Below are 24,310 nucleotides of genomic sequence, written 5' to 3' on the forward strand. Positions count from 1 at the left end.
TTTTGACTTTTAGAATGATTAAAGTATAACATGCTGCCGAATCTTTCTAAAGAAATGCATTAACAGAAAGAAAACGGCTTCGAATATCATTCGAAGCCGTTTCGCTATTAGTTATTTAAATAATTAATAAGACCGTTGGTAATTGCCCGACCTGCACTAGATTGATAGTCCGCAGACTGTACAGTCGTTAAATCATTCGGGTTGGTAATATACCCAAGTTCAATAAGTACAGATGGAGCATCTGTTTCAGCAAGTACTTTATAATTCGCCTGCTTTGTTCCTTTTGATGGTAAGGGAACAGTAGAAGCTAGTGTACTGTTGAGTGAATCTGCCAAACCAGTATCACTGTCAGAGTTATAATACGTTGTTACACCGCTTACCGGGACAGCAGAGAAACTATCATAATGTAAACTGATAAAAGCATCGGTATTGTTCTTATTGCTCATTTGTACTCTTTCATCTAAAGAAACAAAATAATCGCTGCTTCTTGTCATAATGACATTGGCTCCGGCTTCTTCAAGGTGTTGAACCACATGATCAGCTGTTGATGTGACAACATCTTTTTCTTGAACATTATTTAACCCGATTGCTCCCGGATCTTTTCCTCCATGGCCAGGATCAATGACAATGTTATAACCGGATAGAGATCCGGAACTGCTGGATTGTGTTTGGGCTGCTTCTACAGTTGGAGCAGCATCTTCCGTGGTTTCTTCTTCATTCACATTTCCATCCGTCGTCAACCAGGATGCAATCCATCCTGTTTCCCCGCCGTCCAAGGAAATTTCAAGCCAATCTCCGGAAGTGGAATGAACGTCAAAAGAATCTCCTTTGTAGGCATAGGAAATAATCGTATCAGATGTATCCGGACCGGAACGGACATAGATGCTGTCTGCAGCAACAGTCACTTCTTCCGTCGTTTCTGCAACTGGTTCTGCCGTTGCTTCTTCACTGCTTGTATCAACCGTTTCTGTTTCAGCAGCTGTTTGTTCCTGATCGGAATTGCCAGTGGAAATAAGATGGTGTTTTGCAATCCAGACAGGTTCTCCGCCATAATACGTTTGAATCCAACCATGCTGTTCGTCAAAAGCATTTACTGTATCTCCCTTTGTAAATTGGCCAACAAGAGAAGCATTATTCGATGGTTCGCTTCGAATGTTTAACACGGGAGAGCTTACTTCATAACTATTACTACTTGCAAAACTTAAACTTGGTAAGAAAATACTGATTATAAATAAAAGTGCTGCTAATAGGTAAACTCTTTTTATTTTCTTTTCCATTGAATCCTCCTCTAGGTGACTAAAATTAATGGCATGACTGGATATTAATAGAATAGCCTAAACATAGAAGAGTTTAAACCTGCAACCGCAAAAATAATCAAAAAAGACTAGCACAGAGCGATGCTTTTAGGATTAAATAGTTATTTTGGGAAACAGGGGAGACAAAAACTTTCTTTTTGGAAAACAGATAGAATCGTCTTGGTTTCTGTGATGATCGAAAGGGAGCCCTTTATTGATCATCTTCAGAAGAAAGTAATGTTGAAGCAGCTTTAAAAGCTCTTTTATCATTCCATATATCACCTGGTTTACTAGCTTTTCCAATAACATAGCCTGCAAAATGCATTTTATAAAAATCGCATATATATTGAAATTGCTGAATCAGCGGCAATCCTTTAATAAAGGGGTTATCACCGCCAACAATAATGACATACACTTTTTTTTGAGATAGTTTCTTTCTGAAATCAGGATAATTTGCATCTCTTAAAATTTGTGACCAGCGATCAATAAATAATTTCATTAACGCAGACATGCTGTACCAGTAAATAGGCGTGGCAAAAACGATGGTGTCATGCGCTAATAGCAAATCAATCAGTTTCGTATGATCATCATTTACGGGGGTAAAGCCATTGGAATCATGTCTTTGATCAATGATAGGATAGATCGTATAATCACGTAAATAAACATGGGTGCCCTGATTTTCAGGTACAGCTTCATAAGTTAGAATCTCGGTGTTACTGTTCTTGCGTGTTGATCCATGGAAAACAATCGTGCTCATAAACATCCTCCTTCTATAATGAAGAAACAGGGAGAGGAAATAAGGATAGCGATTTCCATCACCATCGTAGTCTACCTAGATTCTGCTCTTATTAAAAAATGGTGTGCATCTTTCCTATACTTAAAAAAGCAATATGGTAAAGGATATGTACGCATCTACCTGTGTATGCATAAACCTGAAAAACCCGAGGGGAAGCAAGCAGTGTTCTGCTCCCGCCTCGGGTTTTTCAGGTTGGCATGATATTATTCCTGTTCCAAAACAGCTGCATTCAAGCCTTGAAATCAAGCACAAAGGATTTTTTGCTTACATGCGAATCCATTTCCAGATTTCTTTGGGGGTTGCATTTTTGCCATATAAAAGAATACCTACTTTAAAAATCTTTCCTGCCAGCTTCATAAATATATAGATACTTAACACCATAACCGCAATAGAAATGATAATCTCCATCCATGGCCAACTATCTAACAAGGTTAGCCGGATAAGTAATGTTAGAGGTGCCGTAAACGGGATATAAGTGCTCACAGTGGCGAATATGCCCTCTGGATTACTGATAACCGGTCCAATAACTGCAAACTGCAGAAATGGCAGCATCATAACAAGGCCTTGCAGATTACCGGAGCTGGAAATATCAGACATGGTCGCGCCGACACCAACAAAAATAGATGCAAACATCAAATAACTCAACAGAGCAATCAATACAAAGAAAATGGTTCTTGGTACAAATAGATTTTCTACAATCGGGATATCTGTCTGCCAAACAGTAAATGGAAGTAAAATAATGATAAAGACAGCGACCTGGATAAGACCTAACATAAAGTACCCGATAATTTTTCCCTGCATTAGCTCGGAAGGGGTTAAAGAAGATAAAATAATTTCTGCAATCTTATCTTTTTTCTCTTGAGATGCACTCTGAAAAATAGCCATTCCTGTAAACGTAATAGAAAGCATAATAATACCAGCGAAGACACCGGGAATAATGGTTTCCCAAGGATTTTCTAAATCAATCAGCGAATTTTCTTCTATACTGGAAGGGGTTGATCCCTCTCCTTGATCTGTTCCTTCTACAAAAGTGATTGGTTCAAATAATTGATTTATCTCCTGTTGGCTGAGACCGGATGCTTCTGCCTTTATCATCTGTAAAGGAGCAGTCAGTGTCTGTAATTGCCCGGGAAATAATGGGTCAGACTCTTCACTGGTGTATGTGGCAATCCGATTTTCTTCCAAGGATTGTTCATTAATAAATAGATATGCTGTATAAGGTTCATCAACCTCTGTTATTTCCGATTTAAGCATATCTGTACGCTGTATATCCCATCCGAAATTCTGTTCTCTGTTGATGGCTTCCATTTCTTCAAAAAAGCCAATATTTTCATTCACGTACACGGTCATATTTTCATCCGCGTCTGCATTGTCATCTGAATCTGAAAATAAAGAACCTAAAAAGAAAAACAAAATGAAGATAGCAGGTGTTATAAATAGGCCAATGATAAATGTTTTGTTTTTTAGATTCCGTTTTAATTCCCATTTCGCAACTTTCAGGGAGTTATGCATGTTGTGACCCTCCTTCCTGCGAAACCGAATGTTTATCCGTAGCAATATCAATGAAAATTTCATGTAGAGAGATACGGTTAATATGTAGCTCCTGTACATCTAATGCATCGGGTAATTGCTTTAACCAATGATGCGGAATAACTTCTTTTTGCAGGTGAAGAATCGCATGATTGCCGTTATATTCAATCCGATCGACTTCAGGAATTTTTTCTAACAGGGCAGGCGGGTTCTCTCCCTGCAGGATACATTTGAAATTAGCATATTGCTTTTTCACCTCATCTAATGTTCCATAAATCACTTTCTGGCCATGCTGCATCATAAAAAGACGATCGCACATTTGCTCTATAAGATTCATTTGGTGGGAGGAAAGCAGAATGGCAGTGCCATTTGCTGCTAAAGAAGCAATTTCTTCTTTGAAAATTTCCTGGCTGACGGGATCTAGCCCGGAAAAAGGCTCATCAAGAATAAGTAATTCCGGTTCATGAAGAATTGCACCGATAAACTGTACTTTTTGACTCATTCCTTTAGAGAGTTCTTCCACAGAAGTATTTTCTTTTCCTTCTAAATCAAATTTCTTCAGATACGTTAAAACGCGTTCTTTCGCTTTATCTAAAGGGTAATCCTTTAAATCTGCGAGGTATAAAAGGATATCCATCACCTTTACATCTTTATATAGACCTCTTTCTTCGGGCAGATAACCGATTTTTGATTTCGGAATGGCTTTTCCCTTTTGGTGATGAAAATGAACTTCTCCACTGTCAGGGTACATAATCCCCATAATATTGCGGATTGTCGTAGATTTACCTGCACCGTTCGGGCCCAGGATAGCCATAATTTCTCCACGATACACTTCGAAAGAAATGCCTTTTAGAGCTTCTTTATCTTTAAAAGATTTTTTAAGATTATCTACTGTTAATAAAGTGTTCACGTAAAAATCTCCTTTCACATCACAAGATAAAATGAAACGTGTCTTCGCGCGCGTTCATTCCAATACGTATGAGATGAATCTGTGATCGTTTTCCTTGGTAACACCACGTCTCGATTCAATGAATTAAATAAACCGTTTTCGTTCAATCATCTTTCTATTTTTTGAACAGGATAGGCTGTATAGCTTCCACTCTGGTCAACCACGCCGCTTACCGACGTACAAATGTTTTCGATGGGACGAGTAAGCGCAGCAATGTTGTCAGGTTAGTATGACCGCTACGGAAAAACACTACGCTTTCCGCGGGCTTGAGCTCAGCCTCCTCGGAAAAAAGAAGTTCGCTTTTTTCCTGCGGGGTCTTCCCACTGCGCTTTCCCGCAGGAGTCTCCGTGTTTTTCCTACGCTGGTTAGCGTTATTGCTTTATGCTTGTAGCAAATATCATTTTTTGAAAATTTATTAACCTGACAATTGGTAAGCGCAGCCTCAATCCCAAGACGTACTAGTGCAGACGTTGTAACAGCACATTTTTACTACACGTCATGAAAAATCTGTTCTATCTGATATAACTATTATTTGTTGATCTATTTCAACCGTCTAGAACACCTTACTAGCGGAGGCGGACCGTTTTGACTCCTGAGGGATTAGCACCATCTGAAGATACCCTTTTGTCAAGTGCTCTTCTTGGTAAAAGTTAGCTGAAGAGCGTGCCCCTAGGAAAGCAAAACGGTCCGTCGTAGCGGTCGCCTTACACTTTACCTTCTTTCCTTTGGCAACTGCTCTATGGAAGTAACAATCAACCCCTATTCCCATGGAAAGGGAGTTACTTTTTAAAGTGCGAAAGTTGAGTAATGAAAAAGTTCATAAACCTCAGCCGGGACAAAAACGGAAAATTCTTCTTATTTTATTGTACGAAACAATTGTTTATATGGTTTCAAAAAGTTAGATTATTTTGGGCAATTTAAAATTACAGAGAATACCTTTTCTGATAAGCAGAAGAGACACCGTTATTTGAAAATCCAGAAATTACCTTCATCCTTTGTTCACATTATGTGAAATAATTCACAAAAACTATTTACTTAAGAAAAACGGCATGGTATTATAAAAGTGTAATAAAGGATATCCTCTATAAACAATTGTGAAATATTGAACAAAATATGAACTGATTAATTTATTAAATAAAGGGAGAGAGTGAACATGATGAACTTTTTAAGAACGAACAAGTATATTGCGGGTCTTTGGGCAGTTATTCGACTTTATCTAGGATATACATGGTTAACATCTGGTTGGGGCAAAATTGCAGGTGGAGAATTTGATGCAGGCGGTTATTTGCAAGGCGCTTTAGGAAATCCGGATGTACCGGGATGGTGGTCTACATTTCTGGATGCTGTAGCTATTCCGAACGCTGGCCTATTTTCAATCGTTGTGATGTGGGGAGAAGTATTTATTGGACTTGGGCTAATCTTGGGCATTTTCACAAACCTTGCTGCACTTATGGGTGTTGTGATGAACTTCTCTTTCTTACTTAGCGGAACACTATCTACTAATCCGCAAATGGCCATATTAGGAGTCTTTATTGCTATTGCTGGCGCGAATGCTGGAAGATATGGTTTAGACCGCTGGGTAATGCCTTATTTAAAAGGCACTTGGAATCAACGTATGAAAAAAGAGAAACACAGTGAAAGTTATGTAGCCTAACATGAGCTGATGAATCATATAGGAGATAAAAAATAAATAGAGGAGAACGGATATCCTGCCGTTCTCCTCTATTTATTTTTGTGAAACGGCCTGTCTTGTAAATTCTTTTCATGTTATTTACCGTGAAACTCCTGTATAATAATTTAGTGATGACAAAATGAAAGAAGGTTGTTTGTAATGTCAGCCCAGGCGCAAGCAGACTCGCAAAATGATAAGATTTTTTCACGAGACTTTCTATATATTTGGATAGCGAACTTTTTTATTTTCTTAGGTTTTCAAATGACTATTCCCACTATACCATTATTTGTGAAAGACCTTGGCGGCAGTGATCAGATGGTGGGTATCATTGTAGGTATTTTTACATTTTCTGCTTTGTTAATACGCCCTTATGCCGGCCATGCGCTGGAAAGCAAGGGAAGAGGATTTGTTTATTTGATTGGATTAGGCATTTTTGTCCTGTCTGTAGGCGCTTTTGCATTTACAGCAAGTATTTTATTTTTAATTATTATTCGGATTATCCAGGGCGTCGGCTGGGGGTTTTCGACTACAGCCGGAGGGACAGTAGCAACAGACTTGATTCCGCCCCGTAAAAGAGGAGAGGGGATGGGTTATTTCGGTTTATCCGGAAATATTGCTCTATCTTTCGGACCAAGTTTAGGGCTAACGTTAGCTGCCCTGATTTCATATCAGCAATTGTTCTTAATATGTGCACTCGGCGGCGTTATTGCTTTTCTTTTTGCCATGCGCATCCACTATAAAAAAGTGGACCCGGCACATTTGACGAAAGTAGCACGCTTTGATGTATTGGAGAAAAATGCATTACAACCATCGATTTTATTATTTTTTATTACATTTGCTTTCGGTGGAATAGCTACATTTCTGCCGTTGCATGCGATAGAAAGAGGCGTAGAAGGGATTCAACTTTATTTCTTTATTTTTGCTGTATTTATCATGGTTTCCCGCCTTTTTTCGGGCAGACTATATGATAGAAAAGGCCATAAAGTAATTTTCCTGCCGGCCGTTGTGCTTATATTCCTGTCGATGCTTCTGTTAGCATGGCTGCCAAGCACGACCGTTTTATTAATAGCGGCAGCTTTATTTGGTCTCGGGTTTGGAGCGGTACAGCCGACATTACAAGCCTGGGCAGTCAACCGGGCTCCTGCAAACCGGAAAGGGATGGCGAATGCGACCTTCTTCTCCTGCTTTGACTTAGGAGTAGGAATAGGCGCTATTCTTTTCGGGCAAATTGCAGCAGCTTTTAACTATACATCTATTTATTTAACAGCAGCGGTTTCTATCATTATTTCGATGCTGATTTATATATTTACTGCCCTTGGAAAAACATCTGATAATGTAAAGGTGGGTTAATTGGTTTGAAACAAATAAAGGATATAAATATTAAAAATGCATTTCCTGACAAATTTTACCGCCGTGGATTAAATTATTTTAATAATAATAAAGTCCACGACCTGATGTACGATCAATTTAATGATACGTGGACGGCAACGGTACAAGGGACAGAAGATTACTTTGTAGAGATAAATACAGATAGCTTACAGGAAGGATCCATTGATATGCAGTGTAATTGTCCTGCATATGAAACGTTCGGATATTGTAAGCATATTATAGCTGCGTTATTGGCGATACAGCGTTTTGAAAGGAATGATATCCGGCCTAAAGTGAATAATTATCGACTGAACCGGTTTATGGAAGCAATCAGGGGAACAAGAAACGTGACGGAGAATACTTCTTATCAACAGCCGGTAAAGGTGGAGTATATTGTTAGCTGGTCTTACCTGAAGCATCTGCAGATTGAGTGGAAAATTGGGGAGAAGCATCTTTATGTTGTGAAAAATGCAGCCGAATTCTTAGAGAATTATTTTAAAAAAAGAGAGCATTACTTCTCTAAGAAATTTACATTTCAGCCGGAGAAACATGTGATAGATGAAGCAGATCAGGAAATTTTTGAGTTGTTATATCAAGTAAGCAAAAGTGCAGAGGTATATGATTCATATAGTTATACACGAAGAAATAATGAAAGATACCTGACGATTCCGCCAGTACTGGCTAAAAACTTATTGTATAAATTAAAAGAACGGAAAACTTCCGTGAAAACACAACGGGAAGAGTATACAGACATACAGATTGTAGATGGGGAACTTCCGTTTCAGTTTGACGTCATGAAAAACGAGCAGCATATATCGCTCCGGCTGCAGCAGGGAAATGCCATGACCTTTTTTCCAAACTATGATTTGTTATTTTTAGATGGTGTTTTCTATTTTCCAAAAAGAGAACAGATTCCAGTTTTAGAGGAGCTGGAAATGTTCCGTTTAGAGAATATTTACTTCGATGTGCCGACAGAACAGACAGATACGTTCCTCTCAGAGGTGATGCCTGCGCTTGAAACAGTTGGTGAGGTGCAGCTGGATGAGCGTATTGCGGAAGAAGTGATTAAGGAACCGCTGAAAGCGAAATGTTATTTGGAGTTACAAGATGACGTTATTATTGGACGCCTGGAATATCATTATGGAACGCATGTGATCGATCCTTTTCAAGGGAAAAAAGATTCTGATGTGATGCTGATCCGCGATGTGGATAAAGAACAGCTTATTATGCAGCATATCGAGGAAGCAGATTTTAAATATAACGGCAGAGAACTTTATATGTCAGTGGTGGATGAAGCAGATCTTTATTATTTCTTGTATAAGATTTTACCTGCATTGAACCAGGATGTGGAATTGTTTTTATCCAGCGAGTTTAAGAAGCTGTTTTTTGATTATGAACCGCAGCCAAGCACCAGTGTCCGAATGGAAGGACAAAATAATTTATTGGAGATTGGTTTTTCTATCGACGGGGTAGATGATAACGAAATTAATCGTGTATTGCAGGCGGTGATTGAGAAGAAACGTTATTTCCGTTTGAATTCCGGGCAGATGCTGGATTTAGATACAGAAGAGTTTGCTTCCATCCAGAAATTTTTTGACGGATTGGGAATGGATAAAGAGGCCGTACAGAATGGGCAGGTACAGATGCCTGCATATCGCGGCGCCCAGCTGGATGAGCTGCTCGATACTAAAAAACAGTATGATTCGAATTTCAGGGAATTATTAAGTCATTTGAAGTCACCGGAAGAACAAGTGTATGAACTGCCTGAAAAGCTTCAGGCATCTTTGCGTACGTATCAAAAGGTTGGTTATCAATGGTTTAAATCATTAAGCGAATATCAATTTGGCGGTATTTTAGCAGATGATATGGGGCTGGGAAAGACGTTGCAAGCAATTGCTTATATCACTTCTGAAACAGAAGGAAATCCCGTCGGTCCACACTTGATTGTTGTACCATCTTCTGTCGTGTACAACTGGAAAAATGAACTGGAAAAGTTTGCACCGCATTTAACGTCGGTTATTTTAACAGGACAGCCAATAGAGAGACATGAACGTATGGAAGGTTCGATGGAGAAAGATGTCTGGATTACTTCTTATGCGACATTGCGTCAGGATGTGGAATATTATCAGGATGTTCGCTTCCAGACGTTATTGTTGGATGAGGCGCAGTATATTAAAAATTACCAGACAAAAACATCCCAAGCGATTCGCACACTCCATGCAACCAGGCGATTTGCCTTAAGCGGTACACCGATTGAAAATTCCATTAGTGAGCTTTGGTCAATTTTCCAGGTTATTTTACCCGGGTTGATGCCAGATCAAAAGACATTTAAACAAATGGATTCCAGTAAAGTTTCCGCGATTACAAAGCCGTTTATTCTGCGGCGTCTGAAGCGGGACGTGCTGAAAGAGCTGCCGGAGAAAATTGAGTCTGTTCATATTTCCGAGTTAACGGATGATCAGAAGGATTTGTATGTCGGTTACTTGAGAAAATTGCAGCAGGAAGCAGCGACATCGATGAAAGAAGATTCCTTTCAACAGAACAGGATGAAGATCTTAGCGGGTCTCACGAGACTGCGCCAGATTTGCTGTCATCCTTCAACATTTGTGGAGAATTATGAAGGGAAATCCGGTAAGCTGGAGCAATTGATGGAAACAGTCGAGACAGCTATTAATAACGGAAAGCGGCTGCTTATTTTCTCCCAGTTCACAAGCATGCTGGAAATCATCAGCGGCCGGTTGGAGGAAGCCGGGTACGATTACTTTTATCTATCTGGCGACACACCTTCTAAAAACCGTGTCGAAATGAGCGAGCAATTTAATAACGGAGAGAAAGGTATATTTCTTATTTCGCTAAAAGCCGGCGGTACCGGTTTGAATCTGACAGGTGCGGATACGGTTGTTTTATATGATTTATGGTGGAATCCTGCTGTAGAAGACCAGGCTACTGGAAGGGCACACCGATTTGGCCAGAAAAATGTTGTGCAAGTCATTCGCCTGGTGACAGAAGGAACCATCGAAGAAAAAATATATGAACTGCAGCAGCAGAAACGGGAATTAATTGATCAGGTCATCCAGCCGGGAGAGACGATGCTTTCTTCCTTGAGTGAGGATGATATTAAAGAATTGTTGAGCTTGTAGCATGATAAACAAAAAAGACGGTTTAGACCGTCTTTTTTTAGGTTTAAGAAAGCATAAAATGTTTAAGTACCACGTTTTCTTTATTTCGTACATTCTTTAGTGATTTAAAATAAAAAGTTTTCTTGGTCTGCCCTTGGTGTATTGCCTCTCTTTGCCGGAAATTTTAATGATATCACCGGATAGCAATTTTTTGACAGTGCGCTCGGCACTGCGTTTGCTAATCCGGTAAAAAGCGGAAATATCATGAGACGAAAATGGTTCATTGTTCCGCTCTACAATAAATTGAATAAAAAGATAGGATAATTCATTGTTCAGACGGGCTTGATGCACCAGTGCATGAAGTAATTTATTCGTATCAATATTTTTTTGCCGGCCAATCGGGCCCATTTTTTCCTGATAGGCGTTAACCAGATAGCAAAGGCTGGCTTGCTCATGGTAACAAGCTTCCAGGGCTAAATAAGCGTTTTTTTGGGAAGCAAGCGGGTTTACTCCCAGACCAAAAGCCAGACAGACAGGACATCCTGCAAGTTCTTCTAATTCATAAAGAAGCGGAAAGGAACGATAGCTTTCCGTAATAACTTGAATCAGTTTGTTTGTTCCAATGATAAAATAACCATTATCTTTATCCGGTAAAAGGATAGCATCATATTTTTCACAAAACTGATTCAGACGGTTTCTGACTTCCATATGCGTTGGCTGATGAATAGGGGCAGAATTCGTTTGTTTTAATCGAAAGATGCCCGTGATAACAGAATGAGAAGACTGATGTTTTTCCTCCCATGTTTGTACGATTTTTTCTAATGACTGGAAGATACATTTATCTGGTATGTGCATGCGATGAACGGGCAGCCCTTCTTGAAAGAGTTTGCTGTAGACGTCTCTTCTAGAGGTCAGGATGATATCTGTTTTTTGCTGAAAAAATAATTGCTTATGAAAATCCACCAGCTCTTGGGTACTTAACTGATCTTGCTTCTTATAGGAGGTGGAAATGAATTCGTATTCTGTCACCGCTATTTCATGTGCGAACGCTGCCAGCTGGACATCTTCGGGATAATCCATTGACAGGCATTTTTTCTCAGAAAATTTTCCTGCATGCAAAGCAGATGATAGAATGCTGTATTCATCATAATCAATATAAAAGATGGTTTGCTTATATTTTTGGTCTACATTTTCATGATAAGAATAATCCGTGAAAAGAAGTACATCACACATCATAGCTCCCGCTGTTTGATTCCATGTATCATCCGGTCCGGTTAATATAAAAGGAAGAACATCGATAGATGGGAGCTGTTTGGCTATTTCTTGTACTCTGTGCACGATCTTTTTTTCTCCATATACCCCTAGTTTGATAGTCATTTATTTCCCCCTTTTTTAATGGATGGTATCGCAGTGTAATACGCTGTAAAACGCTTATTTCAAAAAAGAAGAAGCGCGAACATTTTAAGCGGGAAACCAACAGCCAAATATGAAACGATTTGCTCTCCTTTATTGAAAAAGAGAGACATTGCTGCTTACCCTTTTAAATAATGATAGATATGTAATCCTGTTTTTTGATGAAATTGCTGTCCATGTCCGTTATTTGTCCAGCCTTCTGTAAGTACAACAGCTTTGAGAAGTTTATCTGCTGTTTGAAATATAGCGGCATCATGTTCTGCTCTGTTCAGTTCTCCTGTTTTATGAAATGCCCTGATAGTATGATCATAGGAAGTGTAGGCAGTCAGTTTATTATTTAATTGCTGGTTTCCCAGGATAGTTAACATTTTTTCTTGTGCGTACGATGACAGGATGTCATTTGGTTCCGTAAAGAAATCAAGCAGGTGCATCACATCATAGCAGGTTGTCTTATTCTCGAGACCATGTTTGATAGCTTCTTCATCCATCAGTTTTCGCTCTAATGTTGTCTGTTTACAACCTATTGTTTGAATAAATACATGTATGTTATCCAATCCGATATAATCTATCAATACGTTTGTTGCGGTATTGTCCGAGACAATAATCATTAATTCAAGCAGCTGCTGATATGTATACGTCTGTTTATCAGATAAGTAAGGAATAACCCCTGCACCGCCTGCCATATCAGAAGAAGAGATACAGACCTGTCTGGATAAATCAAGATTTCCTTTTTCTTCTTCATAATAGGCAGCAGCAAGAATAAACAGTTTAATAATGCTGGCTGCACGCACCTCTTCTTTGTGATGAAAAGCGATTTCTTCGTCACCTGCACGTATGAAATAACAAATCTTTATTGGTGGTAACGGCTTGATAGAATCAATGGCATGCTTTAACAAAGTAAGGGGAAACATGTTATCACCTCTTAATGAAGAATGGATAATTATAATATTAGGCATATTCAAAAAATAGTCAAGCAATACAAATAAAGCGAGACTTCCTTCAATGGAGAATACTTTCATCTCCACTGATAAGGGAACAAAGGCTGCGGTCGTGATGTCGTAGGACTGGGACTGGGGCGAGTAAGCGCAGCCCCAGTGGGAAGACCCCGCAGGAAAAAAGCGAACTTCTTTTTTTACCCGCGGGGCATAAGAGCGACTTTAGCTCTGTCTGCGCCTTTCGGCTTGCCAATCGCTAAGTCTCCTTTACCGAGGAGGAGTGAGCTCGGGGCCCGCGGAAAGCGGAGTGTTTTTCCGTAGCGGCCATATTAACCTGACAACATTGCTGCGCTTACTCGCCCCAGCCAATTACACTGCGATAAAAGACCTGGATATGCAGGTGGGATGACTTTTTACAATACAAACAACATATATTAGGGGTTGGAAATGATAAAATATTTTCATATTTTAAAATGTAATCGTTTCCCGTTTTAAGAATAATTTGACGGATATGTTACTTATATTGTAAAATTGTTTCAAGTACTTTACTTTATTGTAATAAGGGGGATTTTAGATGAAAAAGAAGTGGTTAAGCCCGCTCGCACTTATTTTTGCAGTATTGTTATTTTTAGCAGCCTGTGGAGGCGATGACAGTGAAGGCGGTGAAGAGGCTGGAGATCCAAGCACAGATCCGGAAATGATTCAAATCGCTACTGGCGGGACAAGTGGAACCTATTATCCGCTTGGAGGGGAAATGGCTTCCATTATTTCTGATAATACAGATGTATCAGCTGATGCTATTTCTTCCAATGCTTCTGCAGAAAATGTGCTGTCTTTAGAAAATGGTGATATAGAAATTGCTTTTGTACAAACAGATGTGGTAGCACATGGCGTTGAAGGAATTAATGCTTTTGAAGATGAAACTGTAGAAAATGTACAGGCAATGGGATCTTTATACCCGGAGACGATTCAAATTGTAACAACAGATGATACTGGAATCGAGTCTGTGGAAGATCTTGAAGGAATGACCGTTTCTGTCGGTGCTCCTGGTTCAGGAACATACATTAACGCAGAGCAGATTTTAGAAGTACATGGCATGTCAATAGACGACATTGATGCACAGAATCTGGATTTTGATGAATCTACTGGTGGTATCCAAGACGGTAACATTGATGCTGCGTTTATAACAGCTGGAACGCCGACTGGTGCAGTGGAAGGGTTGACCGCTTCTGTAGATGTCTCTATTGTTCCGCTTGAACAAGATAAAATTGATGAGCTTATCGATGCATATCCTTATTATGCTGAAGATACGGTTGAGGAAGGCACTTATGGGTTGGATGAAGACGTGGGGACAGTTGCAGTATTGGCAGCGTTGGCAGTGAATAGCTCTTTGTCGGAAGACCTTGTTTACGAAATGACAAAAGCCATCTATGAAAATGCTGAAGGAATGGCGCATGATAAAGCGTCCTTTATTACACCAGATTCTGCATTAGAAGGAATTGATATCGAGGTGCATCCTGGTGCGCAGAAATACTTTGATGAAGAGGGTATTGAATAATTAAAAGGAATACAGCCGGCTCCACCCAGAAACTGCAGGGATAGGCTGCCGGCTTTTTTTAAATGAAGTTTGTAAAATTAGGTGATGCTAAAATGCGGAGAAAGTGGGTAAAAACCCTTCTTTTATTCCTTTTAATTGGAGGAGGAATTGGACTAGGCGTGAATTATCCGATTCAGACAGCGTTGGTTTTTAACGAAGGTGAATCAGGAGAATTCACGGCTTTTTTACCTTTGAAAGAAAATGATCATTTCTCAATTACTTTCACCCACTCCATTCATTTAACAGATGTTGTGGAGAAATATAGAGTAACAGAGGATTTTATGATAGAGCAATACGAAATTATTTATGAAGAATTCGGTGTGGGTATGCCGAATAATGCAGGTGAAGGGGAAGAATTTGTCTATGAGGATGGGAAATATCATATAAAAAATATGGAACATCAATTTGAATCGATAAACATCCGTAATGGAAAAGTTGTTTCCAATCATCGTTTAGCTTGGATGGATAAAAAACAAGTCAAGGAATGTTGTGAAGTCCCTTTTAATGATTATTTTGTGCCTGGAGATTGGTATAAAGTGAAAATAGATAAGATAACATTGCTTGATTATTGGAAAGGAGAGAGGATCAGTGAGTGAAAAAGAAAAGGATCAGCTTTCAGAAAAAGAACAGCAGGAATTGTTGGAGAAGTATGATGCAGAATCAAAAACCAGAAATTTAAAGGGCAAGCTATACCATGTTATCTTTCTTGGGTTAATTGCCTTTTCTGTATTTCAATTATATACTGGGATTTTTGGTCAATTGACTGCTTATATTCAACGAACCATTCACTTAGGATTTGCGCTTTCACTTATTTTCCTATTATTTCCGGCTGCCCGAGGAATGAAGAAGGATAAAATTCCCTGGTATGATTATATTTTAATGCTGTTATCTATTCTTGTCTGCGGATATTGGCCGGTATATTATGATACATTAGTTCAGCAGTTTGGCGGGATTTCTGCCATGCAAATGGTCGTAGGGGGTCTCGGAATTCTGCTTGTGTTAGAAGCAGCGAGACGTGCGGTAGGTCTGCCAATTATCATTATTGCTCTATTGTTTCTTGGTTATGCACTTCTTGGGCCGAACATACCAGGAATGTTTGCGCATGCGGGCCTTTCGCTGGAACAGCTTATTCAATCGATGTTCTTTACGACAGAAGGTATTTTGGGCACACCATTGCAGGTATCGTCTACATATATATTCTTATTCCTTTTATTCGGTGCATTTTTAGTGCAGACAGGAGTAGGGAATTATTTCAATGATTTAGCGATATCCATAGCTGGTAAAAGAGTAGGTGGGCCTGCGAAAGTAGCTATTTTCTCAAGTGCATTAAACGGAACAATTTCAGGAAGTTCTGTTGCGAATACAGTAACAACAGGTTCTTATACCATTCCTATGATGAAAAAATTAGGGTATCGTAAGAACTTTGCAGGTGCTGTAGAAGCCGCTTCTTCTACAGGTGGTCAAATTATGCCGCCGATTATGGGGGCTGCCGCCTTTTTAATGATTGAATTTGCAGGAGAAAGCTATTGGAATATCGCCAAAGCAGCTGTTATTCCAGCAGCATTATATTTTGCGGGAATTTGGATAATGACCCATCTTGAAGCAAAACGGACCGGTTTAACTGGTTTATCGGATGAGGAGATACCGAGTAAAATATCCGTTTTAAAAAAGATTCATCTATTGCTGCCGATCGTAGCTATTGTTTATTTCTTATTTATCGGCGTGAGTGTAGAGAGGGCTGCTATTTATGGGATTGTAACGACGATTATTGTCAGCCTGTTCCGGAAAGATACGAGAATTACGCCGGCTAAATTTATTGTTGCTTTAGAACAAGGGGCTAGAACTGCATTAGGTGTTGCTGCTGCGACAGCATGTGCCGGTATTATTGTGGGCGTAGTGACGAGAACAGGTTTAGGCCTGAAACTGGGTAATAGCTTAGTATCGATTGCCGGTACTATTGCTACCTCACCGGAAACCCAGTTGATGCTGACATTGGTATTTACGATGATTACCTCGATTATTATCGGCATGGGTTCTCCGACAACAGCGAACTATATTATTACATCAACAATTGCTTTACCGGCAATTGTTGCGCTGAATGATAATTTGGATGTGGCAATTCCACTGCTAGCAGCGCATATGTTTGTATTCTATTTTGGAATAATGGCAGATATTACGCCTCCGGTAGCATTAGCTGCCTTTGCGGCGACCGGGATTTCCGGGGGAGAACCGATACGTACTGGTGGTAATGCTGCCAGGTTAGCTATTGCCGCATTTATTATTCCATATATGTTTGTATTGAACCCGACCCTGCTGATGATAGACGCTACCGTATTCGAGATTATATTCTCCTTTCTCACAGCTATCCTTGGAATGATAGCGATAGGTGCTGGGATGATTGGATACTGGTATCGCAAAATCAAATGGTTTGAGCGCATTTTAGCTGTTGTAACCGGCCTGATGCTGATTTATCCGGAAGGGTACTCCGATACCATTGGTTTTGTATTATTTGCTATTCAGTTAGTGATTCAATTTATGTCAAGAGATAAAAATACGCAACGCAGTAAAGCACAAGTAAGTTAAAAGAAATAGCAAAAGGGGAAGAAGTTCTTTAAGATAAGAGCTTCTTCTTTTTTACTGTGAAAGCGAATGACGATAAACATCTGAAGTTTCGTTTATAATATAATTGTAAGGAAAGAGGAAAGAAAAAACAGGAGTGTAAATCAATGGCTAAGAAATATGATTTTACAGAAGGAAGTATTGGCAAAAGTCTTTTTTATTTTTCAGGACCGATTCTTTTGGCAAACCTGTTGCAGACATCGTATCAATTTGTAGATAGTCTTTGGGTCGGGAATCTGCTTGGTGCGAATGCTTTAGGAGCCGTTGCCATCTCAGGGAGTATTTTATTTGTTGTGCTCTCCTTTATCATCGGTTTAAACAATGCGGCGTTAACGATTTTATCCCAGCAAAAGGGGAAGCAGAATGAAGACGGGTTAAAGCGTTACTTGAATGCTTTTGTTGTTCTTATGACAAGTATTGCGCTTGTACTTGGTATATCCGGAACTATTTTTGCCGAGATGCTGTTGCATTTATTGGGAACGCCGGAAGTAATGGTGGCAGATGCAGCTACTTATCTGCGGATTAACTTTATCGGAATTCTTTTATTATTTGGTTACAACTTTATCAGCACGGTGCTGCGCTCGATTGGAGACAGTAAGACACCGCTATATTTTGTGACAACAGCTGTGTTATTGAATACAATCTTGGATCCGCTTTTTATTCATGTATTTGGTTGGGGGATCATAGGAGCAGGCTACGCTACTGTAATATCGCAAGGTTTTTCCTTTTTAATCGGACTCTTTTATATTCTAAAGAAAAATTTAGCGCCGTTTACGGTACCAAGTTTGCCAAAATGGAAAGAGATTAAATTAATTTTGCATATTGGTATCCCTTCCAGTCTGCAGATGGCTGTCATTTCCGCTGGAGCAGCAGCAATTATCGGTGTAGTGGCTGGACATGGAGAAGCAGTCGTTTCGGGATATAGTGCGGCACAGCGTCTGGACAGTTTATTAATGTTGCCTGCGCATGCTTTAAGTATTGCTATTTCCAGTATGGCAGGTCAGAATATTGGTGCGCAAAACAGGGCAAGAGTCAGAGATGTAGCGAAGTACGGTGTGATTTATAATTTTCTTATTATGCTTTTTATCGGCATTATCGTGGCCATTTTTGCTGAATTTGGTGTAAGATTATTTATTCAGGATGAAGCATCTGTCCGATTTGGAACATTATATCTTCAGATTGTTGCATTATGCTATCCATTTTTAGGAATCAATTTTATTTTGAACGGAGTTGTTCGTGCAGCAGGAGCAATGTATCCAATTTTGATATTAAATATTATTTCTTTCTGGATACTGCGCTATCCCCTAGCTGCTTTGTTCTCCCATCTATTTGGTGAAACCGGTATTGCCATCGGTGTAGGAGCAAGCTTTATCCTCAGCAGTATTGCTGCTGTCCTGTATTATCGTTTTGGAAAGTGGAGAGAAAAGAACTTATTTGCAGATGCTTAAGGTAGGGGGATAATAAATGATCTGGTTCATCGGTTTGGTATCTGGCTTTGTACTCGGCGGTTTCTTGTATATATTGCAGCAATGGACTGCCATTCCTGTTTATACGCTGCTGATGAATGTGGATTATTTTCCTGTTCTTGGCGAGATGGATTTACCAGGTTGGTTAGCATTTTCTTTCCATCTGATTGTTTCAGTGGCAGTTGTCCAGCTTCTCTATTTCATATTAAAAAAGAAAAAAATGGAACGGAAGCTGCTGCCTTATGTCGTTTGTAATGCTGCAATCGGTCTGCTTATTTTTCCTGCCACGATACTATCTGACAGAACTCCGGAAATAGACAATACAGGAGCATGGCTTATTTGGATTGCCGGACATATCGTATATGGTTTTTCTATATGGGGGATGCTGAAGACAGGTGAACGGTTAAAGGAGAACAATGAATGAAACGAAGAAGATTGCGTCATATCAAAGAATTATTGAAATATATTGTAGTTATCGGATTTGTTTTTATATTTATTTTCATTTTCCTTTCTTTGCTGGTCAATAATATGAATGATAGTGCAGAACAGGAGTCTAAAGAGCCCCGGCCGTCCTTAAGCCAACAAATGTGGGAGTACAAACCGCTTGTTGAAAAATATGCAAAACAGCACGGAATGGAAGAACAGACGAATACCATTCTTGCTATTATCATGCAGGAGTCAGGAGGAAACGGGACAGATCCAATGCAATCATCTGAAAGTCTGTGTGGTGAAAAAGGATGTATTGATGACCCGGAAGAATCTATTGAGCAGGGAATATCCTTTTTTGCCTGGATATATCAACAAGCAGAAGAAGATGAAGCATTAGCGGTACAAGCGTATAATTTTGGTCCGGGCTTCATTGATTATGTACGGGAAACGGAAGAAAATTATTCGGAAGAAGCTGCGATTGCTTATTCCCGGCAAATGTATGAAGAAGCAGGAAAAGAAAGCTCTGTTTACGGCTGTCGCAGAGAGGAAGCGGAAGAATTGGATGCTTGTTACGGCGACATCTACTATGTCTCTTCTGTAATGTCTTATAAGGAAGCAATAGAAATAGAACAGGAAAACTGATATGATAATAGTATGGAAAATAATTCTCTTATAGAATTATTTTCTACATACAAAGGTTGTCATATCTTTTTGCGTGAGGAAAGAGCGATATTGTCCAAGTTATTTTTGGGATAATTAACTGATGATTTTGACAACAATATGTATTCTAAAAAACAAGGTGGAGGATTGATTTTCATGAAAGCTATTCAAACAAGTAATGCACCAGCAGCAATTGGACCATACTCTCAAGCAATAGAGGCGGGAGATTTCCTTTATATTTCCGGACAAATTCCAATTAATCCGGAGACAAGTGAGGTAGTAGAAGGAATTGAAGCACAAACGAAACAAGTATTAGCAAATTTACAAGCTATTTTGGATGAAGCGGGTTTGAGCTTTGCAAACGCAGTAAAATTTACGATTTTCTTAAATTCCATGGAAGATTTCGCTACCGTTAACGATATTTATGGGAATGCGTTAACAGAGCCTTATCCGGCACGTGCTTGTGTGGAAGTAAGCCGTCTTCCAAAGGACGTTCTTGTAGAAATGGATCTTGTAGCATACCGTAAAGCATAATTGTTATCTCCATCTCAAAGGAATTTTCAATTATCCTTTCCTAACGTGTAAAAAAGAGCTTGCCGTTATTCATAAACGGCAAGCTCTTCTTTTATCTGCAAACGTATTTTATCAAGACATTCTTCCGCTGTCTTGCCAAATACACGTTTATTATTGACTAAGGCATATGGCCGAACAGCACATAGGCCGCAAAATGACAAGCATTCATTTGTAATAACCGCCACTTCAGGGAATTCTTCTTCCAGGATGGCTTCAATATCTATCGTAGTGATGGTGTTTCCGTCACATATTTCTACGATAACGATACCCATTGCTATCACTTTCTTTCTAAAAAAGGATGTTTAAAAAGCCACCAAATAATAAGCGGCGAACGCTTTAGTTGACGCAGCTTTTCCGATACTCACGTATTTAAAAGCATAGAGGAACTTCTGTTAAAATCGTCCACGTCCTGTGGACAACACAGAAGTCACCACATCCTGTGGAAGTCCGTTCGCAAAAGCTACATCGCCTTGATCTTCTTGCTTCTAATTTGGGACTGCGATTACTCGCCCCATCGAAAACCATTGGCAACTTTTTAAACTCATATTATGATTGCTTCGCTAGTCAGTTTTAGCATAATTATAGAAACAAATCAATTTTTTTACCTAGAGACGGAAGAATGTGAATGGGAACGTTTTGCATTTGGTTCATGTTCATATCGTAACCAAGCAATAAGCATAATAAAGCCGCAAAGTATGAGCAGCAGACTTGTTGTTAAAAAGACGGATGAGAATCCCCAGGTTGCTGCAATCGTACCGCCAAGCATTGGTCCGACAATATTACCGAAAAAGCGTAAACTGGTGTCATAGCCAAGCACTTCTCCTTGTGTGGACAGCGGTGCTTCCTGACGTATATAGGCGACCCGGATTGGAATTACTCCTCCAAGGAATAGACCGAGCATGAACCGTAAAGCAACTAACTGCCAAATACCTGTGATAAACATACCTGGCAGGTACACCAGACCAGATGCAAATAGCATAATAATCAATATTTTGGTATAACCATGTTTATCTCCAATGCGTCCCCAACGTCTGGTCATAATCAAGTTTCCAACGCCAGTTGCTGAGAAAGCAATACCTGCAAAGAATGCGAGATTGACCGGGCCATGAATTTTTTCTACAAATAAAGATAAAATGGGCTGGACACTAAAGTGTGCAATTTGTACAAGAGCAGACATCAGCAGAACAATCACTAAGATTGGTTTATGCATAATGTGCTGCAATAACTCTTTGCTGGAGAATTTTTTGGTGTCCTCTTCTTCTGTTGAATATTTAATTTTCATCTCTTTCACGCCAAAGGTAACGAGCAATCCGGAGATAAAGATAGTTCCGGCAACCCATTTAAACGTGCTGGCATATCCGAATGTATCGGCTAATACACCACCTAATAAAGGACCCATCAATTGACCGGTGATGGTACCAGTCTGCAAGGTTCCTAATACTCTTCCTGCCACCTCTCTCGGTGTCTGGGTTGAAATAAATGCTTGGGACATCGGGATAAACCCGGTTACAACTCCCATTAACAGGCGTAAAATAAATAATTGCCACACGGCTGTAGCAAAGCCCATTAAAAAGACGGAAATGCCAATGCCGAATGCCGACATAATCAGCAGCCGTTTTCTGCCGAAGCGGTCACCGACTCTTCCCCAAATTGGTGCAAAAATAAAGGCACTGATGAATGTTACGGCAAAGGTTAATCCAGACCAAGTCTGCACATACGAGTCAGAGAAATTTCCCATCGACTGAATATATAAGGAAATAAAAGGTACTACCATTGTCATACTGCCGCTAATAAAAAAATTAGCAAACCACATAATCGCTAAGTTCCGTTTTACTCCTGCATGTGTATCAATAACGTTCAAACCTTCTTTCTTTTTACTGTAAAAACTGCAAATTGATAAGAACCTGTTCCAGATGACACAGGTGCTTAAGAACACATGAAAAAGGCATAAGTTCTTATAACCCATACCTTCGTTGTGACAATCTGCAGCCGTCCGTTTAAATACTTTCTTAAATGAAACGATAATCCTCTTCGTCATTTCCTAATCATGCAACAGAGCATTTCGGAAATAGACGGAAATCAGCTTCATTTATTTCGCTACTCCAAATATACATGAATACGAATTAAAAGAAAAGGTATCTGCTCAAAAAATAATTCTTTTCCCATTACTCCTATACAAAGGATATTTATTTAAAATAGTATTTTTTCCGTTGTCCACGTCCGTTTTTATCGCAATGTAACTAGCTGGGACTGCGATTACTCGCCCCACCGAAGAGCTTTTGCGCTTACCAATGTTTTCAGGTTAGTATGACCACTCCGGAAAAACACTACGCTTTCCGCGGGCTTGAGCTCAGCCTCCTCGAAAAAAAGAAGTTCGCTTTTTTTCTGCGGGGTCTTCCCACTGCGCTTTCCCGCAGGAGTCTCCGTGTTTTTCCTCCGCTGGTTAGCTTTATTGCTCTCTGCTTGTAGCAACTATATTTTTTAAAAATTTATTAACCTGACAGCATTACTGCGCTTATTCGTCCCATCGAAGAGCATTTGTAAGACTCCCACTTCAAGAAATGAAGGAAAATTGTTATTTCTAAGTGGGAGATAGGGCAGCCAGTAACGGCCCGATTTGTTCAACTAACCTTCAGTGGGGGTGAAAGAAACCCCTACTGAAGGAAGTTTTACTTTATGAAAATTTAATTGTTTAAAAACATGTAATCCATTTTGCAAAGCGTTATAATAGATGACGATAGTTGCTCATACCAAATATCAAAAGTAAGAGAAGTGCTCTTACGGAGAAAAGGAGTAAACAAAATGAATAAAAAGTTCTTATCCTTATGGAAGTACGTTGCGCTAAGCTGCATATTATTTTTCAGTATTTTATTGCCTGTTTCGGCAGCTTCCAATACAACGATTATCTATGGGGAAAAGCTTAGTGAAGATCAACGGGAAGAAGTCAGGGAAACGCTGGATATATCAGAGGATGACACATACGAAGAACATGATGTGACAGGGCAGGATTATGCTGATTTTATAGATGGAAATCCAGATGCAAATATGTATTCTTCTGCAGGAATTACGTTAGAATCAAATGGAACCGGGCTGGAAGTAAATATTTTAACACCGGATAATATAACTGAAGTAACCAGAGAGATGTATATGAACGCTTTATTAACAGCAGGAGCAGAAAATGCTACGGTAGATGTTGTTTCACCTGTCCAAGTATCTGGCCATTCTGCATTGACAGGGATTTATAAAGCCTATGATGTAGAAGGAGAAGATTTAGAACCAGAACGGATGGAACTAGCAAATGATGAATTAGAAGTAGCAACAGATTTAGCTGATAATGAAGATATCAGTGATGAAGATGTAAGTACACTATTAACAGAAATCAAAAAAATGATTGCAGAACAAGACCCAGTTACAAGAGAAGAAGTAGAGCAAATTGTTAATGAGCAGCTGAACAATCTGGAGATTCAATTAAATGATGCGGATCGGGAAATGCTTATTGATTTGGTAAATAGAATGAGAGATTTGGACATTGATTTTGGAGCGATGAGAGATCAGCTGGAGGATATTACAAACGACCTTGTCGAAAGAGCGGAAGATTTAGGTTTAGACAAGGGATTTTGGGAGAGAGTGGCGAACTTCTTTAGTGATATCTTCCGTTCCATTGCAAACTTTTTTGGTTGATAATTGCATGCTGACAGGCATGGACAAAGAGTTCTCTAATCATAGAGAGCTCTTTTTAAATATTACAGAGGCAAGCATTTGACGTGGGTTTGTCATAATGCATCCGTTTTCCTTTTCCTCTATAACAAACGTGTTACAAATGTAATAGTGAACAAGTGATATGTAATGAATGTCATTGACACTTAACTCTTCTGTAACTGTATTCTTT

Annotated in this window: 19 protein-coding genes; 11 read left to right on the forward strand and 8 right to left on the reverse strand. The window is 39.5% G+C overall.

What is annotated here, in order from left to right; all coding sequences use genetic code 11:
• Positions 1-107 precede the first annotated feature (107 nt).
• The 4 genes from B7E05_RS02430 to B7E05_RS02445 form a co-directional block, all read right to left on the reverse strand.
• Positions 108-1,277, reverse strand: coding sequence for an N-acetylmuramoyl-L-alanine amidase family protein (locus B7E05_RS02430; protein ID WP_080872225.1), 1,170 nt, complete (start codon positions 1,275-1,277; stop codon positions 108-110).
• Positions 1,278-1,506: 229 nt separating this feature from the next.
• Complete coding sequence (locus B7E05_RS02435; RefSeq protein ID WP_080872226.1) at positions 1,507-2,052, reverse strand: flavodoxin family protein; 546 nt, start codon at positions 2,050-2,052, stop codon at positions 1,507-1,509.
• A 303-nt stretch (positions 2,053-2,355) separates the two neighbouring features.
• Entirely contained in the window at positions 2,356-3,603 is a 1,248-nt protein-coding gene (locus B7E05_RS02440; protein WP_080872227.1) for an ABC transporter permease, read from the reverse strand.
• A complete protein-coding gene (locus B7E05_RS02445; protein ID WP_080872228.1) occupies positions 3,596-4,531 on the reverse strand; it encodes an ABC transporter ATP-binding protein in 936 nt (311 codons plus the stop codon). The genes B7E05_RS02440 and B7E05_RS02445 overlap by 8 nt, the downstream gene beginning before the upstream one ends.
• Before the next feature lie 1,192 nt (positions 4,532-5,723).
• Between B7E05_RS02445 and B7E05_RS02450 the strand changes: the two genes are divergently transcribed.
• The 3 genes from B7E05_RS02450 to B7E05_RS02460 all read left to right on the forward strand — a co-directional run bounded on the left by B7E05_RS02450 (position 5,724) and on the right by B7E05_RS02460 (position 10,750).
• Positions 5,724-6,224, forward strand: a complete 501-nt coding sequence (locus B7E05_RS02450) for a DoxX family protein (protein WP_080872229.1) — start codon at positions 5,724-5,726, stop codon at positions 6,222-6,224.
• A gap of 177 nt (positions 6,225-6,401) precedes the next feature.
• A complete protein-coding gene (locus B7E05_RS02455) occupies positions 6,402-7,592 on the forward strand; it encodes an MFS transporter (protein WP_080872231.1) in 1,191 nt (396 codons plus the stop codon).
• A gap of 5 nt (positions 7,593-7,597) precedes the next feature.
• The gene (locus B7E05_RS02460) at positions 7,598-10,750 is read left to right on the forward strand and encodes a DEAD/DEAH box helicase (RefSeq protein ID WP_080872232.1); all 3,153 of its coding nucleotides are present in this window, start codon (positions 7,598-7,600) and stop codon (positions 10,748-10,750) included.
• 96 nt (positions 10,751-10,846) lie between these two features.
• On the opposite strand, the gene B7E05_RS02465 is transcribed toward B7E05_RS02460, so the two are convergent.
• Positions 10,847-12,106, reverse strand: a complete 1,260-nt coding sequence (locus B7E05_RS02465) for a hypothetical protein (RefSeq protein ID WP_080872233.1) — start codon at positions 12,104-12,106, stop codon at positions 10,847-10,849.
• A gap of 155 nt (positions 12,107-12,261) precedes the next feature.
• Positions 12,262-13,053, reverse strand: coding sequence for a serine hydrolase (locus tag B7E05_RS02470; RefSeq protein ID WP_080872235.1), 792 nt, complete (start codon positions 13,051-13,053; stop codon positions 12,262-12,264).
• Between the two features lie 598 nt (positions 13,054-13,651).
• Between B7E05_RS02470 and B7E05_RS02475 the strand changes: the two genes are divergently transcribed.
• The 7 genes from B7E05_RS02475 to B7E05_RS02505 all read left to right on the forward strand — a co-directional run bounded on the left by B7E05_RS02475 (position 13,652) and on the right by B7E05_RS02505 (position 20,382).
• The gene (locus tag B7E05_RS02475) at positions 13,652-14,635 is read left to right on the forward strand and encodes a TAXI family TRAP transporter solute-binding subunit (protein WP_080872236.1); all 984 of its coding nucleotides are present in this window, start codon (positions 13,652-13,654) and stop codon (positions 14,633-14,635) included.
• Positions 14,636-14,727: 92 nt separating this feature from the next.
• Positions 14,728-15,270 carry a DUF1850 domain-containing protein gene (locus tag B7E05_RS02480; protein WP_080872237.1) on the forward strand — a complete coding sequence of 181 codons (543 nt, stop codon included), beginning with the start codon at positions 14,728-14,730 and terminating at the stop codon, positions 15,268-15,270.
• Positions 15,263-17,257 (forward strand): TRAP transporter permease, encoded by a 1,995-nt coding sequence (locus B7E05_RS02485; protein ID WP_080872238.1) that lies wholly within the window; start codon positions 15,263-15,265, stop codon positions 17,255-17,257. Before B7E05_RS02480 ends, B7E05_RS02485 begins: the two co-directional genes overlap by 8 nt.
• Before the next feature lie 143 nt (positions 17,258-17,400).
• On the forward strand, positions 17,401-18,741 hold the full coding sequence (locus B7E05_RS02490; RefSeq protein ID WP_080872240.1) for an MATE family efflux transporter: 1,341 nt from the start codon (positions 17,401-17,403) through the stop codon (positions 18,739-18,741).
• A gap of 16 nt (positions 18,742-18,757) precedes the next feature.
• A complete protein-coding gene (locus B7E05_RS02495) occupies positions 18,758-19,183 on the forward strand; it encodes a hypothetical protein (protein ID WP_080872241.1) in 426 nt (141 codons plus the stop codon).
• Entirely contained in the window at positions 19,180-19,830 is a 651-nt protein-coding gene (locus B7E05_RS02500) for a lysozyme family protein (RefSeq protein ID WP_080872242.1), read from the forward strand. The genes B7E05_RS02495 and B7E05_RS02500 overlap by 4 nt, the downstream gene beginning before the upstream one ends.
• A 174-nt stretch (positions 19,831-20,004) precedes the next feature.
• Positions 20,005-20,382 (forward strand): RidA family protein, encoded by a 378-nt coding sequence (locus B7E05_RS02505; RefSeq protein ID WP_080872244.1) that lies wholly within the window; start codon positions 20,005-20,007, stop codon positions 20,380-20,382.
• Between the two features lie 65 nt (positions 20,383-20,447).
• On the opposite strand, the gene B7E05_RS02510 is transcribed toward B7E05_RS02505, so the two are convergent.
• Entirely contained in the window at positions 20,448-20,693 is a 246-nt protein-coding gene (locus tag B7E05_RS02510; protein WP_080872245.1) for a YuzB family protein, read from the reverse strand.
• A 329-nt stretch (positions 20,694-21,022) separates the two neighbouring features.
• Positions 21,023-22,273: an MFS transporter gene (locus B7E05_RS02515; protein WP_425435103.1), complete on the reverse strand. Its 1,251-nt coding sequence runs from the start codon at positions 22,271-22,273 to the stop codon at positions 21,023-21,025.
• Positions 22,274-23,223: 950 nt separating this feature from the next.
• Between B7E05_RS02515 and B7E05_RS02520 the strand changes: the two genes are divergently transcribed.
• A complete protein-coding gene (locus B7E05_RS02520; RefSeq protein ID WP_080872248.1) occupies positions 23,224-24,102 on the forward strand; it encodes a DUF1002 domain-containing protein in 879 nt (292 codons plus the stop codon).
• Positions 24,103-24,310: the final 208 nt, after the last annotated feature.

The organism is Oceanobacillus timonensis, assembly GCF_900166635.1.
In the GTDB taxonomy this organism is placed as follows: Bacteria; Bacillota; Bacilli; order Bacillales; family Amphibacillaceae; genus Oceanobacillus; species Oceanobacillus timonensis.

Coding starts and splice junctions, on each gene's coding strand:
- B7E05_RS02435 (WP_080872226.1), bottom strand. CDS start 2,052: ATGAGCACGATTGTTTTCCATGGATCAACACGCAAGAACAGTAACACC.
- B7E05_RS02470 (WP_080872235.1), bottom strand. CDS start 13,053: ATGTTTCCCCTTACTTTGTTAAAGCATGCCATTGATTCTATCAAGCCG.
- B7E05_RS02510 (WP_080872245.1), bottom strand. CDS start 20,693: ATGGGTATCGTTATCGTAGAAATATGTGACGGAAACACCATCACTACG.
- B7E05_RS02490 (WP_080872240.1), top strand. CDS start 17,401: ATGGCTAAGAAATATGATTTTACAGAAGGAAGTATTGGCAAAAGTCTT.
- B7E05_RS02455 (WP_080872231.1), top strand. CDS start 6,402: ATGTCAGCCCAGGCGCAAGCAGACTCGCAAAATGATAAGATTTTTTCA.
- B7E05_RS02465 (WP_080872233.1), bottom strand. CDS start 12,106: ATGACTATCAAACTAGGGGTATATGGAGAAAAAAAGATCGTGCACAGA.
- B7E05_RS02475 (WP_080872236.1), top strand. CDS start 13,652: ATGAAAAAGAAGTGGTTAAGCCCGCTCGCACTTATTTTTGCAGTATTG.
- B7E05_RS02505 (WP_080872244.1), top strand. CDS start 20,005: ATGAAAGCTATTCAAACAAGTAATGCACCAGCAGCAATTGGACCATAC.
- B7E05_RS02520 (WP_080872248.1), top strand. CDS start 23,224: ATGAATAAAAAGTTCTTATCCTTATGGAAGTACGTTGCGCTAAGCTGC.
- B7E05_RS02500 (WP_080872242.1), top strand. CDS start 19,180: ATGAAACGAAGAAGATTGCGTCATATCAAAGAATTATTGAAATATATT.
- B7E05_RS02430 (WP_080872225.1), bottom strand. CDS start 1,277: ATGGAAAAGAAAATAAAAAGAGTTTACCTATTAGCAGCACTTTTATTT.
- B7E05_RS02440 (WP_080872227.1), bottom strand. CDS start 3,603: ATGCATAACTCCCTGAAAGTTGCGAAATGGGAATTAAAACGGAATCTA.
- B7E05_RS02480 (WP_080872237.1), top strand. CDS start 14,728: ATGCGGAGAAAGTGGGTAAAAACCCTTCTTTTATTCCTTTTAATTGGA.
- B7E05_RS02450 (WP_080872229.1), top strand. CDS start 5,724: ATGATGAACTTTTTAAGAACGAACAAGTATATTGCGGGTCTTTGGGCA.
- B7E05_RS02495 (WP_080872241.1), top strand. CDS start 18,758: ATGATCTGGTTCATCGGTTTGGTATCTGGCTTTGTACTCGGCGGTTTC.